The 21108-nt window shown below is 73.2% G+C and carries 18 protein-coding genes; 9 read left to right on the top strand and 9 right to left on the bottom strand.

Going from position 1 to position 21108, the window contains the following annotated elements:
- Both ACZ38L_RS11585 and ACZ38L_RS11580 read right to left on the bottom strand, forming a co-directional pair.
- Complete coding sequence (locus tag ACZ38L_RS11585) at window positions 1–882, bottom strand: ABC transporter permease (protein ID WP_465691652.1); 882 nt, start codon at window positions 880–882, stop codon at window positions 1–3.
- A complete protein-coding gene (locus ACZ38L_RS11580; protein ID WP_465691650.1) occupies window positions 882–1880 on the bottom strand; it encodes an ABC transporter ATP-binding protein in 999 nt (332 codons plus the stop codon). Before ACZ38L_RS11580 ends, ACZ38L_RS11585 begins: the two co-directional genes overlap by 1 nt.
- Window positions 1881–2018: 138 nt before the next feature.
- On the opposite strand from ACZ38L_RS11580, the gene ACZ38L_RS11575 reads away from it, so the two are divergent.
- Window positions 2019–3440 carry a pyridoxal-phosphate dependent enzyme gene (locus ACZ38L_RS11575; protein ID WP_465691648.1) on the top strand — a complete coding sequence of 474 codons (1422 nt, stop codon included), beginning with the start codon at window positions 2019–2021 and terminating at the stop codon, window positions 3438–3440.
- Here ACZ38L_RS11575 and ACZ38L_RS11570 read toward each other — a convergent pair.
- From ACZ38L_RS11570 to ACZ38L_RS11555, 4 genes are read right to left on the bottom strand one after another with little or no spacing between them, the layout of a single operon-like run.
- Window positions 3437–5089 carry an ABC transporter ATP-binding protein gene (locus tag ACZ38L_RS11570; protein WP_465691646.1) on the bottom strand — a complete coding sequence of 551 codons (1653 nt, stop codon included), beginning with the start codon at window positions 5087–5089 and terminating at the stop codon, window positions 3437–3439. The genes ACZ38L_RS11575 and ACZ38L_RS11570 overlap by 4 nt on opposite strands.
- A complete protein-coding gene (locus ACZ38L_RS11565; protein ID WP_465691644.1) occupies window positions 5086–6075 on the bottom strand; it encodes an ABC transporter permease in 990 nt (329 codons plus the stop codon). Before ACZ38L_RS11565 ends, ACZ38L_RS11570 begins: the two co-directional genes overlap by 4 nt.
- The gene (locus ACZ38L_RS11560) at window positions 6072–7004 is read right to left on the bottom strand and encodes an ABC transporter permease (RefSeq protein ID WP_465691642.1); all 933 of its coding nucleotides are present in this window, start codon (window positions 7002–7004) and stop codon (window positions 6072–6074) included. The genes ACZ38L_RS11565 and ACZ38L_RS11560 overlap by 4 nt, the downstream gene beginning before the upstream one ends.
- A gap of 12 nt (window positions 7005–7016) precedes the next feature.
- Entirely contained in the window at window positions 7017–8723 is a 1707-nt protein-coding gene (locus ACZ38L_RS11555; protein WP_465691640.1) for an ABC transporter substrate-binding protein, read from the bottom strand.
- Between the two features lie 235 nt (window positions 8724–8958).
- Between ACZ38L_RS11555 and ACZ38L_RS11550 the strand changes: the two genes are divergently transcribed.
- Window positions 8959–10167 (top strand): cytochrome P450, encoded by a 1209-nt coding sequence (locus ACZ38L_RS11550; RefSeq protein ID WP_465691638.1) that lies wholly within the window; start codon window positions 8959–8961, stop codon window positions 10165–10167.
- Entirely contained in the window at window positions 10164–10406 is a 243-nt protein-coding gene (locus ACZ38L_RS11545; RefSeq protein WP_465691636.1) for a ferredoxin, read from the top strand. Before ACZ38L_RS11550 ends, ACZ38L_RS11545 begins: the two co-directional genes overlap by 4 nt.
- A gap of 44 nt (window positions 10407–10450) precedes the next feature.
- On the opposite strand, the gene ACZ38L_RS11540 is transcribed toward ACZ38L_RS11545, so the two are convergent.
- Both ACZ38L_RS11540 and ACZ38L_RS11535 read right to left on the bottom strand, forming a co-directional pair.
- Entirely contained in the window at window positions 10451–12367 is a 1917-nt protein-coding gene (locus ACZ38L_RS11540) for a Xaa-Pro dipeptidyl-peptidase (RefSeq protein ID WP_465691634.1), read from the bottom strand.
- A 201-nt stretch (window positions 12368–12568) separates the two neighbouring features.
- The gene (locus ACZ38L_RS11535; RefSeq protein ID WP_465691632.1) at window positions 12569–12841 is read right to left on the bottom strand and encodes a DUF1876 domain-containing protein; all 273 of its coding nucleotides are present in this window, start codon (window positions 12839–12841) and stop codon (window positions 12569–12571) included.
- Between the two features lie 245 nt (window positions 12842–13086).
- Here ACZ38L_RS11535 and ACZ38L_RS11530 point away from each other — a divergent pair, with 245 nt between their 5' ends.
- The 5 genes from ACZ38L_RS11530 to ACZ38L_RS11510 all read left to right on the top strand — a co-directional run bounded on the left by ACZ38L_RS11530 (window position 13087) and on the right by ACZ38L_RS11510 (window position 18952).
- Window positions 13087–13689: a hypothetical protein gene (locus tag ACZ38L_RS11530; RefSeq protein WP_465691630.1), complete on the top strand. Its 603-nt coding sequence runs from the start codon at window positions 13087–13089 to the stop codon at window positions 13687–13689.
- Window positions 13690–13817: 128 nt separating this feature from the next.
- Window positions 13818–14612, top strand: a complete 795-nt coding sequence (locus tag ACZ38L_RS11525) for a class F sortase (RefSeq protein ID WP_465691628.1) — start codon at window positions 13818–13820, stop codon at window positions 14610–14612.
- Window positions 14613–14725: 113 nt separating this feature from the next.
- Window positions 14726–16006, top strand: coding sequence for an ATP-binding protein (locus tag ACZ38L_RS11520; protein WP_465691626.1), 1281 nt, complete (start codon window positions 14726–14728; stop codon window positions 16004–16006).
- A 140-nt stretch (window positions 16007–16146) separates the two neighbouring features.
- Window positions 16147–17730: an alpha-amylase family glycosyl hydrolase gene (locus ACZ38L_RS11515; protein WP_465691624.1), complete on the top strand. Its 1584-nt coding sequence runs from the start codon at window positions 16147–16149 to the stop codon at window positions 17728–17730.
- Window positions 17731–18007: 277 nt separating this feature from the next.
- Window positions 18008–18952 carry a polysaccharide deacetylase family protein gene (locus ACZ38L_RS11510; RefSeq protein WP_465691622.1) on the top strand — a complete coding sequence of 315 codons (945 nt, stop codon included), beginning with the start codon at window positions 18008–18010 and terminating at the stop codon, window positions 18950–18952.
- A 9-nt stretch (window positions 18953–18961) separates the two neighbouring features.
- Here the strand turns inward: ACZ38L_RS11510 and ACZ38L_RS11505 are convergent, their stop codons facing one another.
- Window positions 18962–19792: an SDR family NAD(P)-dependent oxidoreductase gene (locus ACZ38L_RS11505; RefSeq protein ID WP_465691620.1), complete on the bottom strand. Its 831-nt coding sequence runs from the start codon at window positions 19790–19792 to the stop codon at window positions 18962–18964.
- A gap of 231 nt (window positions 19793–20023) precedes the next feature.
- Here ACZ38L_RS11505 and ACZ38L_RS11500 point away from each other — a divergent pair, with 231 nt between their 5' ends.
- Entirely contained in the window at window positions 20024–20893 is an 870-nt protein-coding gene (locus ACZ38L_RS11500) for a 3-hydroxybutyryl-CoA dehydrogenase (protein ID WP_465691618.1), read from the top strand.
- The last annotated feature ends 215 nt before the right edge of the window (window positions 20894–21108 follow it).

Here is a 21108-nt window from a genome sequence, read left to right as displayed (position 1 = left end):
TCAGGAGAGCACCCGGCGGCGGAAGTTGCGCAGGCCCAGGCTCAGGAAGAGCACGCAGAAGCCGAAGAGCACCGGGTAGACGACGTACAGGTGCATGTGCGAGGCCGCGGTGAGCCCGGCCCGCATCCCCTCCGCGATGTAGATCAGCGGGTTGACCAGCACCAGGGTCTGCAACCAGGGGAACCCGTCGACCTGCACGCTGGCGAGCTTGACCCACTGGTAGTACGTGCCGCCCAGGAAGGTCAGCGGCAGCACCACGAAGCCGAACATCAGCCCGATGTTGCGCGGCTGGAAGGTGGTGCCCAGCACGAGTCCGAGCGAGGTCATCGCCAGGCAGGCCAGCGGGATCAGGGTGAGCACCACCCACCAGTGCACCCGCAGGTGCGCCTCCACCCCCGGTGCGTGCACCACTGCGGCGATCGGGAAGACGATGACCGCCGAGATGAGCCCCTGGGTCGCGCCCGACAGCACCCGGGCCACCGCGACCAGCCAGAGCGGGCAGGGCGCCTGCACCCGGTCCTCGATCTCCCGGGTGTAGCCGAACTCCTGGGAGAGCTGGATGGCCACCGACTGGATGCCCTGGAACATGATGGTGATCGCGACCACCCCGGGCACCAGCACGGTCGCGAAGGCGGACTCGCCGGCCCGGCCGCCGCCCCCGCCGATGCCCTGGCCGATGGTCGGGAAGACGTAGAGGAAGACGAAGACCAGCAGCAGCGGCTGCATGACGGTCCGGCCGACGAACTCGCCGAAGTTCTTGCGCAGCACCAGCAGGTCGCGTCTGATCAGCGCGCCGAGCGCGGCCCGGCTCGCCGCGAGGGCCGACCGGGTCGGCCGCGCGGTGATCACGGCGGAGGCGGCGGCGGTGGAGGTGGCGGACATCAGTCCCGCAGCTCCTTCCCGGTGAGGGTGATGAAGACGGTCTCCAGGGTCGCCTCGGTCAGTGAGAGGTCGGCGACCTCGAAGCCGCCGGACTCGGCCGTGTGCAGCACCCGCGGCAGCAACCGGTCCGGTCCGCCGCTCTTGACCTGGAGCTCCACACCGCCGTCCAGCAGCCGGGTCCGATGCACCCCGGCCACCTCGCGGGCCAGCCGCTCGGCCAGTGCGGCCGGCTCGCCGCTGGCCCGCACGGTGATCACGGTGTCCGCCTCGACCGCCTGCTTGAGCGCGGCCGGGGTGTCCAGCGCCAGCACCCGCCCGTGGTCGATGATCGCGACCCGGTCGCAGAGCTGGTCGGCCTCCTCCATGTTGTGGGTGGTGAGCAGGATGGTCTGGCCCTCGGCGATCAGCACGCCGAGGATCTCCCAGAGTGCCAGTCGGCTCTGCGGGTCCAGGCCGGCGGTCGGCTCGTCCAGGAAGAGCACGGCCGGCCGGTGGAAGATCGCCCGCGCCACCATCAGCCGCTGGGCCATCCCGCCGGAGAGCGCGTAGACCGAGGCGTCGGCCCACTTGGCCAGGTGGAAGCGGTCCAGCAGCTCGTCGGCGGTGCGCCGGGCCTGGCGGCCCGGCATGCCGAAGAGCAGGCCGTGGAAGTAGAGGTTCTCCCGCACGGTCAGCGCGCGGTCCAGGGTGTTCTGCTGCGAGACCACCGCGATGACCTGCTTGACCAGGGTGGGCCGGGCCACCACGTCGACGCCGCCGATCCAGGCCGAACCGGCGGTCGGGATCACCCGGGTGGTGAGCATGCCGACCGTGGTGGTCTTGCCCGCGCCGTTGGGGCCGAGCAGGCCGAACAGCTCGCCCTGGCGCACCGCGAGGTCGAGCCGGTCCACGGCGGGCACGGCGGCCTTCGGGTAGACCTTGGTGAGCCCGGCGGTCCGGATCACCGGCTCGGCGTCCGGCGGCGCACCGCGGGGCACCGTCCGCTGCTCTGCGGCCACGGGACACCTCGCTCCCCGGACCGGCCCGTCCCGCGCGGGCGACCGGTCCGCACATCACCCTCCACGATCCTCCGCCCCGGCGGAGCGGGCAACCGGCGCCCCTCGATCCGCCGGGCCGACCACCGCTAACCTGGGCCGGTGGATGTCCATGAGTCTTTGCTCGAACTGATCGGTGACACCCCGCTGGTCCGGCTGCGCACCCCTGGTGACGACCATTCGGCCCGGCTCTACGCGAAGTTGGAGTATCTGAGCGTCGGCGGCAGCGTCAAGGACCGGATCGCGCTGCGGATGATCGAGGACGCCGAGCGGCGCGGGCTGCTGAAGCCCGGCGGCACGGTGGTCGAGGCCAGCTCCGGCAACACCGGGGTCGGGCTCGCGCTGGTCGCCGCCGCCAAGGGCTACCGGGCGGTGATGGTGATCCCGGACAAGACCAGCGCCGAGAAGGCGGCCACCCTGCGGGCGCTGGGCGCCGAGGTGGTGGTGCGACCGGGGATGCTGCCGATCGACCACCCCGACCAGGTGGTCAACACCGCCACCCGGCTCGCCGCCGAGATCCCGGGCGGCTGGATGGCCGCGCAGTACGACAACCCGGCCAACCCCGAGGCGCACTACGCCACCACCGGGCCGGAGATCTGGCGACAGACCGAGGGCCGGATCACCCACCTGGTCTGCTGCGTGGGCACCGGCGGCACGATCAGCGGCACCGGGCGCTACCTCAAGGAGGTGAGCGGCGGCGGGGTCCGGGTGATCGGCGCGGACCCGGACTCCTCGGTGTACTCCGGCGGGGACGGCCGGCCGTACTTCGTGGAGGCGGCCGGGCGGTGGCGTCACCCGGAGACCCCGGAGGACTGCTGGCCGGCCTCGTTCCACCAGGAGGTGGTGGACGAGATCCTGCCGGTGACCGACCGCGAGTCGATCATGACGATCCGTCGGACCGCCCGTGAGTCCGGCCTGCTGGTCGGCGGTTCGGCCGGGACGGCGCTGGCGGCGGCCCGCCGGGTGGCGGCCCGGCTGGGTCCGGACGACCTGGTGGTGGCGGTGCTGCCGGACTCCGGAAAGCAGTACCTCAGCAAGTACTTCGACGACGGCTGGCTGCTGCGGCTGGGCTTCCTGGACGGCGACCCGGCCACCGTCCGGGTCGTCGACGCGCTGACGGACGGCGAACGCGCCCGGCCACTGCCGTACCTGCACCGGCACCGCACGGTCGGCGAGGCGCTGGCGGAGCTGCGGGCCCGGGAGGCGGCCGGCTCGGAGCCGGTGCTGCCGGCCGGGCCGGCTCCGGTCGGCCCGAGCCGCCGGCCGACCGCGCCCGAACTGGTCGGCGCGGTACGGCTGGTGGAGCTGGCCGAGGCCGTGGCGGCGGGCCGGGTCGGGCCGGACCAGCCGCTCGACGAGCAACTCGGCGCGCCGCTGCCGCAGTTCGGCGGCGGCGAGAGCGCCGAGCAGGCGCTGGCCACGCTGCGATCGGCACCGGACGCGACCGCCGTGGTGCTCCACGACGGCCACGCCGTCGGCCTGGTGACCGAGGAACAGCTGCGCGCGGCACTCGGCAGGCCCTAGACCGGAGCCGCCGCCCGGGCGGTGCGGCGCAGCCGTTCGGCCGCCGGATCGGGCACCGGAACGGCGGCCAACAGGCGCTGGGTGTAGGGGTGCTGGGGGGACGCGTAGAGGGTGTCGGCGTCCCCCAGCTCGACCAGCCGGCCGCGGTGCAGCACCGCGATCCGGTCGCTCACCTGCCGGACCACCGCCAGGTCGTGCGCGATGAAGACCAGGGTCAGCCCGAACTCGGCCTGTAGTTCGGCCAGTAGCCGCACCACCTGGGCCTGGGTGGAGACGTCCAGCGAGGAGACCGGCTCGTCGCACACCAGCACTCGCGGCCGCAGCACCAACGCCCGGGCGATCCCGACCCGTTGGCGCTGGCCGCCGGAGAGCTCGTGCGGATGGCGGTCGTACCAGGCCGGGTCCAGGCCGACCCGCTCCAGCAGCTCGCCGACGGTCTGCCGGGCCTCCCGCTCGCCGACCCGCCGCTGCACCCGGAGCGGGTCGGCCACCGCGTCACCGATGGACCGCCGGGGGTTGAGCGAGGAGAGCGGGTCCTGGAAGACCATCTGCAACTCCCGCCGGATCGGCCGTAGTTGCCGCTCACTCCGGCGCGCCAGGTCGCGGCCGGCGAAGGTGATCCGGCCGGCGGTGGGCTCCAGCAGCCGGACCAGCAGCCGGCCGAGCGTCGTCTTGCCGCTGCCGCTCTCCCCCACCACGCCGAGCGCCTCGCCGCGGCGCAGCGTGAGGTCGATGCCGTCCAGGGCGACCAGCCGTTCGCGCCGGCCGAGCGGGCCACGGGCGGCCCCGGGGTACTCCTTGCGCAGCCCCTCGACGCCGAGCAGCACCTCCCGGTCCTCGGGCACCGCCACTCGCTCCCGGACCGCATCCAACCTCGGTACGGCGGCGACCAGTTCGCGAGTGTACGGCTCACGCGGCGCGCCCAGCAGCCCGGCCACCGCCCCCTCCTCCACCGCCCGCCCGTCCCGCAGCACCAGCACCCGGTCGGTGCTGCCCGCCACCACCCCCAGGTCGTGGGTGACCAGCAGCAGCGCCATCCCCCGCTCGGTGCGCAGCTCGTGCAGCAGGTCCAGGATCTGCGCCTGGACGGTGACGTCCAGCGCGGTGGTCGGCTCGTCCGCGATCAGCAGCTTGGGCTCGCAGGCCAGCGCCATGGCGATCAGCGCCCGCTGGCGCATCCCGCCGGAGAACTCGTGCGGGTGCGCCCGGGCCCGCCGGGCCGGGTCCGGGATCCCGACCCGGTCCAGCACCCGCACCGCCCGTTCCCGGGCCACCCGCCGACCGGCGCCGGTGTGCACCCGGTACACCTCGGCGATCTGGTCGCCGATCGACCAGTACGGGTCGAGCGCGGAGAGCGGATCCTGGAAGACCATCGCGGCCCGGGCCCCCCGCAGCGCCCGCAGCTCGGCCTCGTCGGCGGTCAGCACGTCGGTGCCGTCCAGCCGGATCGAGCCGCGCACCTCGGCCCCGGTCGCCCGGTGCAGGCCGAGCAGCGCGGAGGCCACCGTCGACTTGCCCGACCCGGACTCGCCGACCAGCCCGAGCGCCTCGCCCTCGGCCAGCCGGAAGGAGAGGTCGTCCACCGCGGTCACCGGCGTCGGCCCGCCGAACCGGACCGTCAGCCCGTCCACCACCAGCAGTTCCGTCACCGCAGCACCACCCGGGGGTCGGCCACCGCGTAGAGCACGTCCGCGCAGGCGTTGGCGATCACGATGAAGAAGCCGGCGATCAGCGTGATCCCGACCGCCACCGGCAGGTCGACCTTGTCCACCGAGTCCACCAGCAGCCGGCCGATCCCGTCGAACCCGAAGACGGCCTCGGTGAGTTGGGCCCCGCCGAGCAACCCGCCGAGGTCCATCGCGAGCATCGTGAGCACCGGCGTGAAGGCCGCGCGCAGCGCGTGCCGGACCACGATCCGGCGTTCGGTCAGCCCGTAGGCGCGCCCGGTGCGAATGTGGTCCTCGGCCAGCGTCTCCAGCAGCGAGCTGCGGGTCATCCGGGCGTAGCTCGCCGCCGAGACCAGCGCCAGCGAGAGCCAGGGCAGCACCAGGTTGCCGGCCCAGGCCACCGGGTCCTGGGTGAGTGGCACGTAGCTGGGGAACGGCAGCCACCGCAGGTAGGCGCAGCAGAGCATCATCAGCAGCAGTCCGACCAGGAAGACCGGCATCGACATCCCGGCCAGGGTGAGCCCGGTGAGCGCCCGCTCGACGAAGGCGCCGCGGCGCAGCGCCGACAGCACCCCGGTGCCCAGGCCCAGCAGCAGCCAGATCACCGCGCCGCCGATCGCCAACGAGGCGTCCAGCGGCAGCCGCTGGGTGATCATGCCGAGCACCGGCTGGTCGGTCTGGAAGGACCAGCCGAAGCAGGGCGCCGCGCAGTGGGTGATGCCGGTGCCCGCGTCGAAGTCGCGGCCGGCCAGCAGGCCGTGCAGGAAGGTGGTGTACTGCTGCCAGAGCGGCCGGTCGGTGCCGAGCTGGTGGCGGACCACGGCCAGCCGGGCGCCGTCGCAGCCCTTGCCGCAGACCAGCAGCGCGGGATCGTGCGGGGCCGCGAAGAAGACCAGGTAGACCACCGCGGAGAGGACCAGCATGACGACCAGCGTGCTGACCGCTCGACGCACCACGAAGCGGATCACACCGCCACCCGCTCCCGTGAACGCGCCCGGCGCAGCCGGGACTTGGCGCGCGGGTCGAAGGCGGTGCGAAGGCCCTCGCCGAGCAGGGTGAAGGCCAGCACGGTACTGAAGAGCAGCACGGAGGGCAGCAGCACGTAGGTCGGGTCGGCCAGGTACCAGGTGGTGGCGCTGGAGAGCATCTGCCCCCAGGAGGGGGTCGGTGGCCGCACCCCGACCCCGAGGAAGGAGAGCCCGGCCTCCGCCGTGACGTTGCCGGGCAGCAGCACCGCGGCGTAGGTGATCACCGGCGCGGCCAGCGCGGGCAGGATCTCCCGGCGCGCGGTGCGCCAGGCCCGGGCGCCGCTGAGCCGGGCCGCGGCGACGTGGTCGAGCCCGCGCAGGGTGAGCACCTGGCCGCGCACCAGCCGTGCGGTGCCGCCCCAGCCGAGCACGCCGAGGACCAGCATCAGCAGCACCGGCCGGGGAAACGACCCGGGCACCACGGCCATCAGCGAGATCGCGAAGACCAGGCCGGGGAAGGCGATCACCAGGTCCATGGTCCGGCTGAGCAGGGTGTCGGCCAGCCGGTTGCCGAGGCCCGCGGCGAGTCCGCAGGCCACCCCGAGCAGCACCTGCACCGCGGTCGCGCCGACCGCGACGGAGAGCGAGATCTGCGCGCCGTAGAGCAGCCGGGCCAGCACGTCGCGGCCGGTGCCCGGCTCGACGCCGAGCCAGTGCCGGGCGCTGACCCCGCCGAACGGGCCGATCGGCACCCCGCCGGTCGCCGAGTCGATCAGGTCGTTGTGGAAGGCCGTCGGGTTCTGCCCCTCCAGCCCGGTGATCAGTGGCGCGGCGGCCGCCGTCAGGACCAGCAGGGCGACCACGCCCAGCGCCGTCATGGCCGCCCGGTCGGCTCGCAGCCGCCGCCACACCGGATGGTTCCCACCCACCTGCCGGCTCCCCTACTTGACCGAGATCCGGGACAGGTCGTACATCCCGTTCCACTGACTGACGTAGGCGTTCTTGACGTCCTTGCCGACCAGCATCTGGTAGATCGGGTGGTAGAGCGGCACCGTCCAGGCCTGCTTGCCGAGTTGGGCGTCCAGTGCCCCCCAGGCCCGGGCCGCCCGGGCCGGGTCGGTGAGCCGGTTGGCGGCGTCGATCTCGGCGTTCACCTGCGGGTCGTCGAGCTGGGCGGAGTTGAAGTTGCCGCCGGCTTCGAGGATCTGTCGGCCGTCGAAGATCGGGGCCAGGAAGGGCCCGCCGGAGGGCCAGTCGGCGCCCCAACCTCCGATGAAGAACCCCGGTTCGCTGGACGGGAGTTGGGTCTTGGTCTGGTAGTCGTCGTCGTCCAGCGGGTCGAGCTTGACGGTGATGCCGGCCTTCTGCAGGGCCTGCTGCACGGCGGTGGCGACCGCCGGTCCGGTGTCCCCCGGCGTGGTGGAGTGGGTGAGCGTGATGGTCAGCCCGTTCGGGTAACCCGCCTGCGCCAGCACCTGCTTGGCCTCGGTCGGGTCTCCGCTCGGGCCGGCCGGGAAGTAGTCGTAGGGGGTGTAGCCGAAGGCCGGCTGGTCGGGCAGGAAGGTGGTGGCGGGCTTGGCCAGCGCGCTGCCGCCGACCGCGTTGATCACCGCCTGGCGGTCGACGGCGTACGAGATCGCCTGCCGCACCAGCGGGTTGTCGAAGGGCTGCACCTTGGGGTTGAAGGCCAGGTACTGGGTGGCGCCGAAGTCACCCACCGCGACCCGCTTGCGGAGCGAGGGGTCGCCGTTCAGCCGGGCCAGCACGGTGGCGTCGATGTTGGTGTCGCCGCTGACCGCACGGGCGTCGTCGCCACTACTGGCCACCAGCCGTTGGTTGATCACCGCCGGGTCGAGCCCCGAGGTGTAGACGATCTTGTCGGGGCAGGCCAGCCGCTGGTCGTCGATGCTCCGGCTCCAGTACGGGTTGCGCCGCAGCACGATGTTCTTGCCACTGTCGTTGCTGACCACCTCGTACGGGCCCGAGGAGATCGGGTGCTTCTGGTAGTCGGTCCCGGTGTCCTTGTCGCGCGGCACCGGGGCGAACTGGGTGGCGGTGGCCAGGTACGGGAAGTCGCCCTCGGGCTTGGTGAGCCTGAAGACGATGGTGGCGCTGTCGGGTGTCTCGATCGAGGCCAGGTCGCCACCACCGTTGTAGGGCCCCTGGTACTGCTCGCCGCCGACCAGCCAGTCCCGCAGGTACGGTGGCCCGCCCGGCAGTTGCGGCGAGAAGGAGCGCTCGATCCCGTACTTGATGTCCTGCGTGGTGATCGGGGTGCCGTCCTCGTACTTCAGCCCCGGCCGCAGGTGGTAGGTCCAGACCGTCGCGTCCTGGCTGGGCTCGCCGGTGTCGGTGGCGAGGTCCGGCACCACCCTGGCGCTCTCCGGCCCGCCGGTGGTGTGGTCGCGGGTGGTCAGGGTGCGGAAGACCAGGGTCGGCACCTTGCCACCGCCGGAGGTGTAGAGCTCGGCGGGGTCGAACTTGCCCTGCCCGTTCTGCGCCAGCACGGTCAGCGTCCCGCCCTGGCAGGTGGCGGCGTCGAAGGCGGTGCCGGACGAACCGGCGCCACCGCCGTGGCCGCAGGCCGTGGCGAGCCCGACCAGTGCGACGAACCCGGCGGCCGCGGCCACCACCCTGCGCATGCTCATGAACACCTCTTGGAGACAGCCCGGTTGGCCACGGCGGTCCGGTCGACCACAACCGGACAGGGACATGACGAAGACTCTGCGGGGCCGAAGCGGAGCGGTCAAGACCGCCGGATGATCTGCCACACGCCCGCGACAGGAGGACACCGGAGAACATCAAGTGGCTGAAACAACACCCTGGTTGAGCCCGGCCGAGACGATTACCGTCGGGGGGACCGGCTCACCGCCAGGAGGATCGATGTCCCTCGACCACAGCGACGCGCCCGCCGAGACCCCGTTGATGCCGCTGCACTGCCTGCGGCGGACCCCGCCGGGCCCGCCCGTCCTCGCCACCCTGCGCACCGGCACGCCGGTCTGGGTCGCCCGGCGGCACGCGGACGTCCGGCAGGTGCTCACCGACCCGCGGCTCGGCCGCGCGGGGCTCTACGCGCCCGACGCGCCCGCCCTGACCCCCTATCCGAACCTGGTCGACGACCCCGAGGGCATGCTCAACCTGGACGGCCCCGAGCACCAGCGGCTGCGCCGCACCGTGCAGCGGGCCTTCACACCGCGCGCCATCGCCCGCTGGCGCCCCTGGGTGGCCTCGGTGGTCGAGGACCTGCTGAACGACCTCACCGACGCCGGACAGCCCGCCGACCTGGTGGCCGCCTTCACCCGTCCGCTGCCGATCGCGGTGATCAGCCGGCTGATGGGCCTGGACGGGCTGGACCTCAAGCGACTCGGCCACTGGAGCGACCACGCGCTCTCCGCCACCGCGCACAGCGCCGAGGCGGTCCAGGAGGCGCTGGCCGAGTTCGGGGCCTTCTCCGCCGCGCTGATCGCCGAGCGGCGCGCCGAGCCGGGGGACGACCTGGTCAGCAGCCTGGTCCAGGCCGCCGACGAGACCGGCGAGGTGACCGAGCAGCAGCTGGTGCTGCTGGTCTGCGGCCTGGTGGTGGCCGGCCACGAGACCACCATGACCTCGCTCGGCAACGCCCTGGTCTACCTGCTGACCGAGGCCCGGTCCGACTGGCAGCGGCTGGCGGCCGGCGAGGCGGAGGCCTCGGCGGCGGCCGAGCAGCTGCTGCGGACCATCCCGCTGGGCGACCAGCTGACCACGCCCGGCCTGCTCCGGCGCGCCAACGAGGACGTCGAGATCGGCGGGGTGACCATTCCCGCGGGCAGCGTGGTGGCCGCCGACGCCGGCGCCGCCAACCTGGACCCGGAGGTCTACCCGACCGGGCTCGAGGGCGATCTGTTCGCGCCGCTGCCCGCCCCGAGCCTGACCTTCGGTGCGGGACCGCACCACTGCCTGGGCGCCTGGCTGGCCCGGATGGAGCTGGAACTGGCGCTGCACCGGCTCGCCCGCCGGCTGCCCGGGCTGCGGCTGACCGTGCCGCCCGAGCGGATCGAGTGGCGGCGCGGACTGCTCACCCGCAGCCCGCTGACCCTGCCGGCCGCCTGGTGAGCGCGGACCGGGCGCCGGCCCTGGTGGTCCGGGTGGACCGGGGGCGCTGCGTGGGGACCGGGCTGTGCGCGGCCACCGCGCCCGCCGACCTGACGCTCGGCGAGGACGGCCGGGCGCACCCCCGCCGCGAGCTCACCACCGCCGCCGAGGAGGTCACCGAGGCGGCCGAGCTCTGCCCGATGGAGGCGATCGCCGTCCATCGAGCGGACACCGGGGAGCTGGTCGCGCCCACCTGGTGACCGGGGTGCGGGGCTCTCCCTGGGCGGCCCCGCACCCCGGCAGGTCAGCGGAAGTCGCTCACCGAGCCGTGCGGACGGCCGGTCAACCCGCTGACCGGCACCCCGGTCCGCCGCCCCGGCGCCGGCAGCCGGCCGGCTCCGCCGACCAGCGGCAGGTGCAGCGCCGAGTTCGCCAGGTCCACAGTGACGGTCGGGGTGGTGTCCGGCGGGTCGATCAGCCCGTTGTCGGTCCCGGCCACGATCAGCGCCAGCCGGTGGCCGGCCGGCACCACGTGGTCGGTACTCGCCAGCTGCAGCGTGATGGTGTACGGCTGACCGGGCGTGAGCGTCACCCCGTGGTCCAGCGAGGCGTAGTGCCCCAGGTCGGCCCAGCCACGACTGAACACCGTCTCCTCCACCTGGGTGGTGTCGGCCGCGGTGTCCAGGAAGCAGGCACTGTCGCCGGCGGTGCTCTCACCCCAGCAGGAGCGGGTGGTCAGCGTGCTGATGCCCTCGCCGGCACCCTGGTAGTTCCGGATCGTGGCCGGCCCGAGGTCCACCAGCACCGCGCTGAGGTGCGCGCTGGTGGTGGAGGGCGTGACGGTCAGGGTGACCGAGCCGGTGCCGGACATCCGCAGGTCCCGGGTGAGCGGCCCGGTGGTGAAGGCGGTCTTCTCCGGCGTGTTCTGGTCCACCTCGGCGGCCCAGGTGTTCTCGCCCTTGCCGGGGTCGTCGGTGAAGGAGACCGTGCCGCTGCCGGCCGGCGCACCGAGCACGCCCGGGCTGAGCGCGAGGGTGCTGGTGACCGTGCCCGGCGCGGGCCAGCTCGCGTCGGTGCTCCACTGGTCCGGCGCGTGCTCGATGTCCGCCATCGGAGCGTTCTGGATCCCGTTGTCCACGCCCAGCAGGTAGTGGTCAAACCAGTTGTGCAGGGTGTTCACCCAGTCGGCGCGCCGGTAGTCGAACGGGTCGACGTGTCCGGTTTCGGAGAGCCAGATCTTCCGCTGCACCCCGTCGGCCGCCAGCGCGTTCCACCACTGGCCGAAGTTGATGGTTCGAACGTTCAGGTCCTGCATCCCGTGCACCACGAAGACGCTGGCCTTCACCTTCTTCGCCGCGGCCACGTAGTCGCGCTGCTGCCAGAGCGAGGTCCAGTCGCCGTCGTACGGCGCGCCGGCGGCGAGCTGCCGCTGCTCGGCGCCGCACTTGCCGCTGGCGCTCTGGCTCTCCACCTCGCCGGCCAGGTCGGCGGGGGTGCCGCTGTAGAGCGGCGCGCCCTGCGAGCGGTAGTAGTCGTACCAGGAGCTGATCGCCGAGATCGGCACGATGGTCTTCAGTCCGGCCACCCCGGTCGCGGCGACCCCGTTGGCGATGGTGCCGTCCCAGGACTTGCCGATCATGCCGACCGTGCCGTTGGCCCAGCTCGCCTTGACCGTGCTGCCACCGGTGAGCGCGCTGTACCCGGTGGCCCGGCCGTTCAGCCAGTCGATGACCGCCTTGGCCGAGTCGACGTCAGACTGGCCGCCGACGTCCACGCAGCCGTTCGAGCGGTTGGTCCCGGCCAGGTCGACCAGCACCACGGCGTAGCCGCGCGGCACGAAGTAGTTGTCGTAGAAGAGCGGGAACTGGACCGGGTGGCCCTGGCTGTCGTAGGTCTTCACCTGGTTCTCGTTGCCGCGCCCGCAACACGAGTAGTACGGGCTGGCGTCCATGATGACCGGGACCTTCTGGCCGGCCTTGGCGGGTTCGCTGGGCCGAATGATGTCGGCGGCCACCCGGTCGTGGTGACCGGCGCCGTCGGTGTCGAGTCCGGTGTCGACCCAGACGGTCTCCCGGACGGCGTTGGCATAGGAGTAGACGGGCTGACTGGCGCCATCGCGGACGGCGCTCGCGTGGGCCGAGGCGGGCGCGACCAGTGAGGCGGCGAGCCCGAACAGGAGGGTGGCGAGGACGGCCACCAGGCGTGAGCGACGGAGTATCACGAGCTGCACATTACCCAGACATGTCAATACCGACCCGTCAGGCCCCCCGCTCGGAACATCCGTTGCCACCCACCCTCCGAGGCTAGCGAGTTGGCCACCACCGGCACCAACTCACCAATGCTCCAGGGCCGTTGCCGTTCACCAGGAAACACGGCGCCGCCGCGAGCCCTGCGGGTCGCGGCGGCGAGTCCAACTCCCTTGCTACATGAGCGGATAGCTGCGGTGTCCGGAGGCCTCGTCGATCTCGCCGTGCGCCTTCTCGAACAACTGCTTGGCGAGATCCTGCAGCGCCCTGGCCGCCGCGATCTCCTCCCCGACCCTTGGCTGCGACATGTCGGACGGGTGACGACTGGTGTAGCCGTGGGCGCGCAGTTCGGTCCCGTCCCGCAGCCGGACCATCGCCGCGGCCCGGGTCTTGTTGTCGACCTCGTCGAACTCCAGCTCGATGTGCCATCCGACCAGCGTGTGCATCATCGCGTTCACCTCCTGAGGTACCTCTCCAGCGTGCGCCGTCGCCGCGTCAGACGCCAGGGACCACCCGCCCCACCCCCACCCGGGTGACCCAGTGCGATCCGTTCTCCGACGGAGCGTCACACGTTTGCACGCTCCGCAGTGGCGGAGCGACCGAGCGTGATTAACGGTGGTCAAAGCGCCACCCGGGACTTCCCTCAGGCCGACGACCGTCGCCGACCCGGGAGTGCTGCGAAAGGATTCGACTCATGCGTCGTGTACGTCAGCTCGCCGCCGCAACGATGATCGCTGCCGCTCTGGGGATGGCCGCCCCGGCCGCCTTCGCCGACGACCCGGGTGCCAAGAGCGACCAGAAGGTAAGCAACAGCCAGGACGATATGAAGGCCGGCGACCACAACAGCGGTCGTGACAACGACAACGGTCGTGACGACGACAACGGTCGTGACAACGACAACGGCAAGAGCAAGGGCAACGAGGGCAAGGGCAACGAGGGCAGGGGTGGCGAGGGCCGCGAGGAGCACGGCGGCCACGACCACGGCCGCGAGGACCACGGCGGCGACCGTGACCGCTGCGACCACGGCGGTGACCGCGGTGGTGACCGCGGTGGTGACCGCGGTGGCGACCGCGGCGGCCGTGGGGGCGACCGCGGTGACCGCGGTGACCGCGGTGGCGACCGTGGCGGCGACCGCTGCGACCACCGTCGTCCGCACGGTGGCGTCCACACCGGTGGTGGCTTCGCGGCCGTCGGTGGCAACCACAGCCTGGCCACCGGCAGTGCCCTGCTCGCCGGCGGTGTCGGTGTCGGTGCCCTGGCGCTCCGCCGCCGCAAGTCGAACGGCGCGGCCATCTGATCCGTCCGTTAGTCCGGCGGAACTCTGACGTCTCGCGCGCCGTGCCCCTCGGGGTTCGGCGCGCGGGGCGCGCTTCCATTTCCCACCCCCGGTACTCCCGGGATCCCCCGCACAGAAAGGCGCCTGCCTTGCCCAAGCAGCCTGCGGGGCCCGACGGGGCCTCGCCCCGCTACGAGCCGATGAGCCGCCTGCGCCGGTGCTCGCTGGTCGTCGCCATCCTGGCCAGTGTGCTCGGCGTCTTCATGATCCACCAGTCGCTCGGCACCGCCGCGCCGCTGCTGCCCCGGCCGCTCCGGCCGCCCGCGGTGGCCGACCAGAGCTCGCAGTCCGCCGAGCCCGGCGCCTCCGGCGTCCCCGAGCCTGCCCTCCCCGCCCCGGCCGCCCCTGACCCGGCTGCCCCCGACCCGGCCGCCGCGAGCCCCGCCGAGCCGGAGCAGCCCGACCCCGCACTCGCCCCGCCGGGCACCCGTCCGACCCGCCTGGTCATCCCGCAGATCAGCGTCAACGCGCCGTTCACCGGGCTGGACCTGGACGCCGCCGGCGGACTCACCCCACCCCCGTCGAACGACACCAACCTGGTCGGCTGGTACCAGGGCGGCGCGATCCCCGGTGACCCCGGCGCGGCCATCGTGCTCGGCCACGTCGACACCAAGACCTCCCCCGCCGTCTTCTGGGGCCTGAGCGCGCTGGCCAAGGGCAACACCCTCGACATCGTCCGGAGCGACGGCGTCACCGCCACCTTCACGGTGGACAGCACCGAGATCTTCAAGAAGGACAACTTCCCCGACGACCGCGTCTACAAGGACACTCCCGACCCCCAGCTCCGCCTGATCACCTGCGGCGGCTCGTACGACAAGGGCAAGAAGGACTACACCTCCAACGTGGTGGTCTTCGCCCACCTCACCGGCCTGCGCTCGCCCTGAGCACCAGAGCCGGTCCGTACAGGCGCATGCCACGGCTTGTCCGCCGCGGCACGCGCCTGTTCCGTGTGCCGGGGCCTACCCTCGGGGCCCCACGCTGCGAGAGGCGGTCCCCCATGAACTGGCTGATCCACGACTACCGCGAGGACGACCTCGCCACCGTCGTCCACCTGATCGACAGCACGGCCGAGCTGGGACAGGAGTCGGTCTTCTCGCTGGCCGAGTGCATCGACGCGCTCACCTCCCGACAGCCGGCCGTGGTCGCGGTCCACGAGGGCGCGGCGGTCGGCGCGGCGCTGGCCTGCGTCGCCGGCGAGCGGGCCTGGGTGATGCGGATCGCCATCGCGCCGGCCTGGCGCGGCCTCGGTCTGGCCAGCGCGCTGCTGCGCGAGCTGGAGCGACGGCTGGTCACCCTGCGGGTGCGCCGGATCGCCTACGTGCTGCCGGTGGAGGAACTGCTCGGCGAGGGCCTGCGCAACGCCGGCTACACCCGGCGCCCGGCGGCGGCCTACTTCGAGAAGGCCGAACCGGCCGGCGGCCCGTCCCGGGACGTGCTGGACGAGCTGGGCGGTCGGCTGCTGCCGGGCGACCTGTGGCAGCAGGTGGCCGGGATGACCTCGGAGAAGGAGCTGATCGAGCGTCGGATCGTGCTCCCGCTGGCCGAGCCCGCGCTGGCCGCCCGGCACGGCGTGCGACCGCCGCGCTCGATCGCCCTGTTCGGCCCGCCCGGCACCGGCAAGACCACCTTCGCCCGGGCCGTCGCCTCCCGGCTCGGCTGGCCGTTCGTCGAGCTGCTGCCGTCCCGGCTGGCCGACCAGGGCAACCTGGCGGCGGCGCTGCGCGAGGCCTTCACCCGGATCGCCGAACTGGAACGGGTGCTGGTCTTCATCGACGAGGTGGAGGAGATCGCCCCGGCCCGCGGCGAGCAGCCGCGGGGCGTGGCGCACGGGATCACCAACGAGCTGCTGAAGATCATCCCCGGTTTCCGCGAGCAGGACGAGCGGCTGCTGGTCTGCGCCACCAACTCGGTCCGCTCGCTGGACCCGGCCTTCCTGCGCCCGGGCCGGTTCGACTACCTGATCCCGATCGGCACTCCGGACCCGGCGGCCCGCGCGGCGATGTGGCGACGGCACGCGGCCGGCCGGGCGGGCGTGGACATCGACGCACTGGTCACGGCGAGCGAGCTGTTCACCCCGGCGGACATCGAGTACGCGGCTCGCGGCGCCGCCCAGGCCGCCTTCGAGCGTGACCTGGCCCGGCCGACCCCCGGCCCGGTCGAGGCGGCCGGCGCGACCACCGAGGACTACCTGGCCGCGATCGAGCGGTGCCGACCGACCGTCACCCCGGCCATGGTCGACGCGTTCACCGCCGACATCGCCACGTACGCGCGGATCTGACGGAGTCCGAGCGGATCCTCCGGTTTTCCACTCCGTCGGACCAGTCGGGTGGCAAGCTGGCGGTCACTCAGGACACCGCCCGGGCCGCCGGGGAGGCCCGCCGGCATCCCGGTGTCCCGGCTTCCCGGAGGAGGCCGCCGATGACCCACCCGTCCGCCGCGCCCGCCTGGCTCGCCGACGCCGTGCTCTACCAGGTCTACCCGCAGAGCTACGCGGACTCCGACGGCGACGGCATCGGTGACCTGCCCGGCCTGACCGCGCGGCTGGACCACCTGGCCTGGCTCGGGGTCACCGCGGTCTGGCTCAGCCCGTGCTTCAGCTCCGAGTTCGGCGACGCGGGCTACGACGTGGACGACTACCTGGCCATCGCCCCGCGCTACGGCACCCGGGACGACCTGGCCGCGCTGGTCGAGGCCGCCCGGACGCGCGGCATCCGGGTGCTGCTCGACCTGGTGCCGGGTCACACCTCACACCGCCACCCGTGGTTCCAGCAGGCCGCCCACGACCCGACCGACCAGCGTTACATCTGGTCGGACAGGATCACCGCCCCGGTCGGCGAGTGGATCCCCAACCAGGGCCGGCGCGGCGGCTTCTACCGCGCCAACTTCTATCCGATCCAGCCCGCGCTGAACTACGGCTACGCCCGGCCCGACCCCGCCGAACCCTGGCGGCAACCGGTGGACGCGCCCGGGCCGCGGGCCAACCGGGCCGCGCTGCGGGCCGTCATGGCGCACTGGTTCGACCTCGGGGTGGCCGGCTTCCGGGTCGACATGGCGCACTCGCTGGTCAAGGACGACCCGGGCCGCCGGGAGACCGCCGCGCTCTGGCGGGAGATGCGGTCCTGGCTGGACACCCACCACCCCGACCGGGTGCTGCTCGCCGAGTGGGGCGATCCGGCGCTCTCCGTCCCGGCCGGGCTGCACGCCGACTTCTTCCTGCACTTCACCGGCCGCGGTATGCGTTCGCTCTGGGACAACGGGACTGGCAGTCAAGGAAGTTGGGCGCACGGTGAACCCTGCTACTTCGACCCCGAGGGGCGCGGCTCGGCGGACGAGTTCGTGGCCGCCTGGCAGCAGGCCGACGCGGCGATCCAGGGCCGCGGACTGGTCGCGCTGCCCACCGCCAACCACGACTTCTCCCGGCTGACCTGCGGCCCGCGCACCCGCGACCAGGTCGCCCCGGCGTTCGCCCTGCTGCTCAGCTGGCCCACCCTGCCGGTGATCTACTACGGCGACGAGATCGGCATGCGGTTCCTGCCGGGACTGCCGGAGAAGGAGGGCAGCCAGCTCGGCACCGAGCAGCGGCAGGGCTCGCGCACCCCGATGCAGTGGGACTCCAGCGCCAACGCCGGCTTCTCCGGCGCTCCCGCCGACCGCCTCTACCTGCCGCTCGACCCCGATCCCGGCCGCCCGACAGTGGCCGAGCAGCGCGCGGCGACCGGCTCGCTGCTCTGGCACGTCCAGCGGCTGATCGCGCTGCGCCGCCGCACACCCGCCCTCGGCACCGGCGCGAGCGTCGAAGTCCTGCACAGCGGCTACCCGTTGGCCTACCTGCGCGGCGGCGACCACCTGGTGGTGCTCAACCCGCGCCGGGACGGCGCGCAACTCCGGCTCGACGAGAGGCTGTTGGGGAGTGCGGCGGAGCCACTGGCGGCGCACGGCGTGGAGTTGCGCGACGGGACGGTCCGGGCCGACGGCTTCTCGTACGGGATCTTCCGATTGTGAGGGAAGAGCAACGCCGGACGGCCGAGATCGTGCCCGAAAGGGCTGTCGCTCACCCAGGCTAACGTCATATCATGATTAGCAGCTGATATGAAGCAGCTCCCAGAGCCGGTCCGCGCGGCCCGATCCCCCGACGGGCGGTCCGGGCCCTCGCCGGGCTGCGCCGGCCCAACCCCGACGCAGCCCGGCACCCACCCACCCCACCTCCACCGGTCGGCCCGTCCACCAGTCGGCCCGCGCCGAATCGCCGAGTCCAGCCACCCTTCCTAAGCTGACCGCGATGACACTCGACCGGCGCAGCGTGCTGCGCTCCACCGCCCAGCTGGCCGCCCTCGCCGCGGCCGGCGGACTGTTGTCCGACTGCGGCCAGAAGGCCGCACCGGCACAGCAGTCCATACCCGCTGACCCGTCGGTTCCCGCACGCCCCTTCACCCCGGCCGCCCCGGCACCCGCGGCGGCCGGCCACCCCGCCGACCCGCTCTTCGGCGCGAGCCCCACCGGTCACGCCACCGAGGGCGCGACAGCCCACCCGTTCGCGCCGGGCGGCCCCTCCGCGTCACCGCCCTCCCAGCCGGCACAGCCGTCGCCGGCCGCTCAGCCGAGCCAGCCCCCGCTGGCCCCGGGTACCCCGGTCCAGGTGGTCAACGGTCCGCGCACCCGTCCACAGGTCGCGCTGACCTTCCACGGCCAGGGCGATCCCGACCTGGCCACCGCCCTGCTGGAGACCGCCGAGCAGCACGGCGCCCGGCTGACCGTGCTGGCCGTCGGCACCTGGCTCGACGAACAGCCGCAGATGGCCAAGCGGGTCCTGGACGGCGGCCACGAACTGGGCAACCACACCCTCAACCACCTCGACATCAACGGCCTGCCGCCGGAGCGGGCCTTCCAGGAGATATCCGGCTGCGCGGACCGGCTGCGCGCGCTCACCGGCTCGATAGGCCGCTGGTTCCGGCCCTCCGCCGCGCAGTTCGCCTCCGACGAGGTGCTGCGGCAGGCCCGTCTGGTGGGCTACCAGTACTGCCTCTCCTACGACCTCGACCCGATCGACTACTCCGACCCCGGCGCCGACGCCGTCGAGAACCGGGTGCTCGACACCATCCGGGCCGGCTCGATCGTGGCCCTGCACATGGGCCACCCGGGCACCCTGGAGGCGCTGCCGGCCATCCTGGACGGACTGGCCGACCGCGGCCTCACCGCGGTGACCGCCAGCCGGCTCTGTTCCTGACCCTTCCCGTCATCCCTCCTCGTCCCCCAGCGGGTCATCCGGGCCGTACGGGCGCAGGCGCAGCGTCCGGGCGTCCTGCTCGCGGATCTCCGCGGCCCGGGCGAGCAACTGCTCCAGGTTGTCCCGCCCGGCGTGGATGAACCGACCGTGCAGCGCGTCGAACCGCCCCCGGGCGGCGTCCACCGTGACCGCCACCATGTACGGCAGGCTGTTCCACTCCTTCCGGTCCGCGAACATCGGCATCCCGGCCGTCATGTCGCTGGCCACCGCGCCCGGGCTGATGTCCAGCACCACCACACCGTGCGCGGCGAGCGAGTCGGCGATGTTGTCGGACAGCCGCAGCAGGGCGCCCTTGGAGGTCGCGTACGCCGTGTAGCGGCCGTCCGGGCGCAGCGCGAAGCCCGAGTTGAGGTTGATCACCCGCCCGCGGCGACGCTCCACCATGCCCGGCAGCACCTGGCGCAGGAGGTTGAACGGGCCGCGCAGGTTGACCTCCACCACCTGCCACCACTGGGCCGGGTCCACCTCCCAGAGCGGCAGCTCGGCACGGTCGACCTGGCCGGCGTTGTTGACCAGCAGGTCGATCGGGCCGAGGTCGCGCTCGACGGTCCGGACCGCCTCGCGCACCTGGCCCGGCCGGGTCACGTCAGCCGCCACCGCGATCCCCCGGACGCCCTGCCGCACGCACTCCCGCAGGGTCTCCACCAGGGTCTCCTGGGTCCGGCCGAGCAGCCCGAGCGCCATCCCCTCGGCGGCCAGGCCGAGCGCGATCTCCCGCCCGATCCCCCGGCCGGCCCCGGTCACCAGGCCGACCTGGCCCTCCAGCGTCCCACTGTGCATCGCCGCTCCCTGAACCCCACCGACCGGCGCCCCGAGCGCCCGTGCAGGCGGCCAGCATGGCGGGTCGGGTCGGACAACCGTCCCCGGGCACACGGGTGCGCCGACCCTCCTCATCCGAACGGCCGAAGCCGGGAACTCCCGGGCCCCTCGACCGTTCAGCCACCCGGAGTAGTACCGTCGATCGACATGGGCGGCGACCCCGTCCGGTAGGAAACCCCGAAAGGCAAGTGAGTGAGCGACATCGCGCGCGTCGGAGTGGTCGGCTGCGGTCTCATGGGATCGGGCATCGCCGAGGTCTTCGCCCGGTCCGGGCTGGACGTACTGGTCTCGGAGGCCAGCGGCGAGGCACTGGAACTCGGCCGCACCCGGATCACCAACTCCCTGGACACCGCGGTCAAGCGCGGCAAGCTCACCACCGAGCAGCGCGAGGAGGCGCTGTCCCGGCTCTCCTTCACCACCGACCTGGCCGACTTCGCCGACCGCGACCTGGTCGTCGAGGCGGTGGCCGAGCGCGAGGATATCAAGATCCAGATCTTCCAGACCCTGGACCAGGTGATCGAACGCCGGGACGCGGTGCTGGCCTCCAACACCTCCTCGATCCCGATCGTCAAGCTCGCCGCCGCCACCACCCGGCCCGAGCAGGTCATCGGCCTGCACTTCTTCAACCCGGCCCCGGTCCAGCGCCTGGTCGAGGTGATCCCCACCCTGACCACCTCCGCCGAGACCACCGCCCGGGTCGAGGCCTTCGCCACCCAGGCCCTCGGCAAGGAGCCGATCCGCGCCCGCGACCGCGCCGGTTTCGTGGTGAACGCCCTCCTCGTCCCCTACCTGCTCGCCGCGGTCCGGATGTTCGAGTCGGGCGTGGCCACCGCCTCCGACATCGACAAGGGCATGGAAGCCGGCTGTGCCCACCCGATGGGCCCGCTCCGGCTCTGCGACCTGATCGGCCTGGACACCATCGCCTCCATCGCCGAGTCGATGTACGCCGAGTACAAGGAACCCCTCTACGCCGCTCCCCCGCTGCTCTCCCGGATGGTCGACGCCGGCCTGCTCGGCCGCAAGTCCGGCCGCGGCTTCTACGACTACACCGCCACGGCCTGACCGGTGCGGACCCCCTGGTCCGCGGTTGGGTGACCCGCTCGGCGAAGAGGCCCGGGGGGGGGGGGGGGGGGGGGGGGGGGGGGGGGGGGGGGGGTGTGGGGGGGAGAGGGGGGGGGGGGGGGGGGGGGGGGGGGGGTAGGAGGGGGGGGGGTGGGGGGGGGGGGGGGGGGGGGGGGGGGGGGGGGGTTGGTCGGTAGGGGGGAGGGGGGGTAGGA

The sequence above is a fragment of the Kitasatospora sp. NPDC024654 genome, from assembly GCF_055559155.1.
Note: the sequence above shows the minus strand (reverse complement) of the source record. Positions and strands in the feature narration are given on the sequence as shown.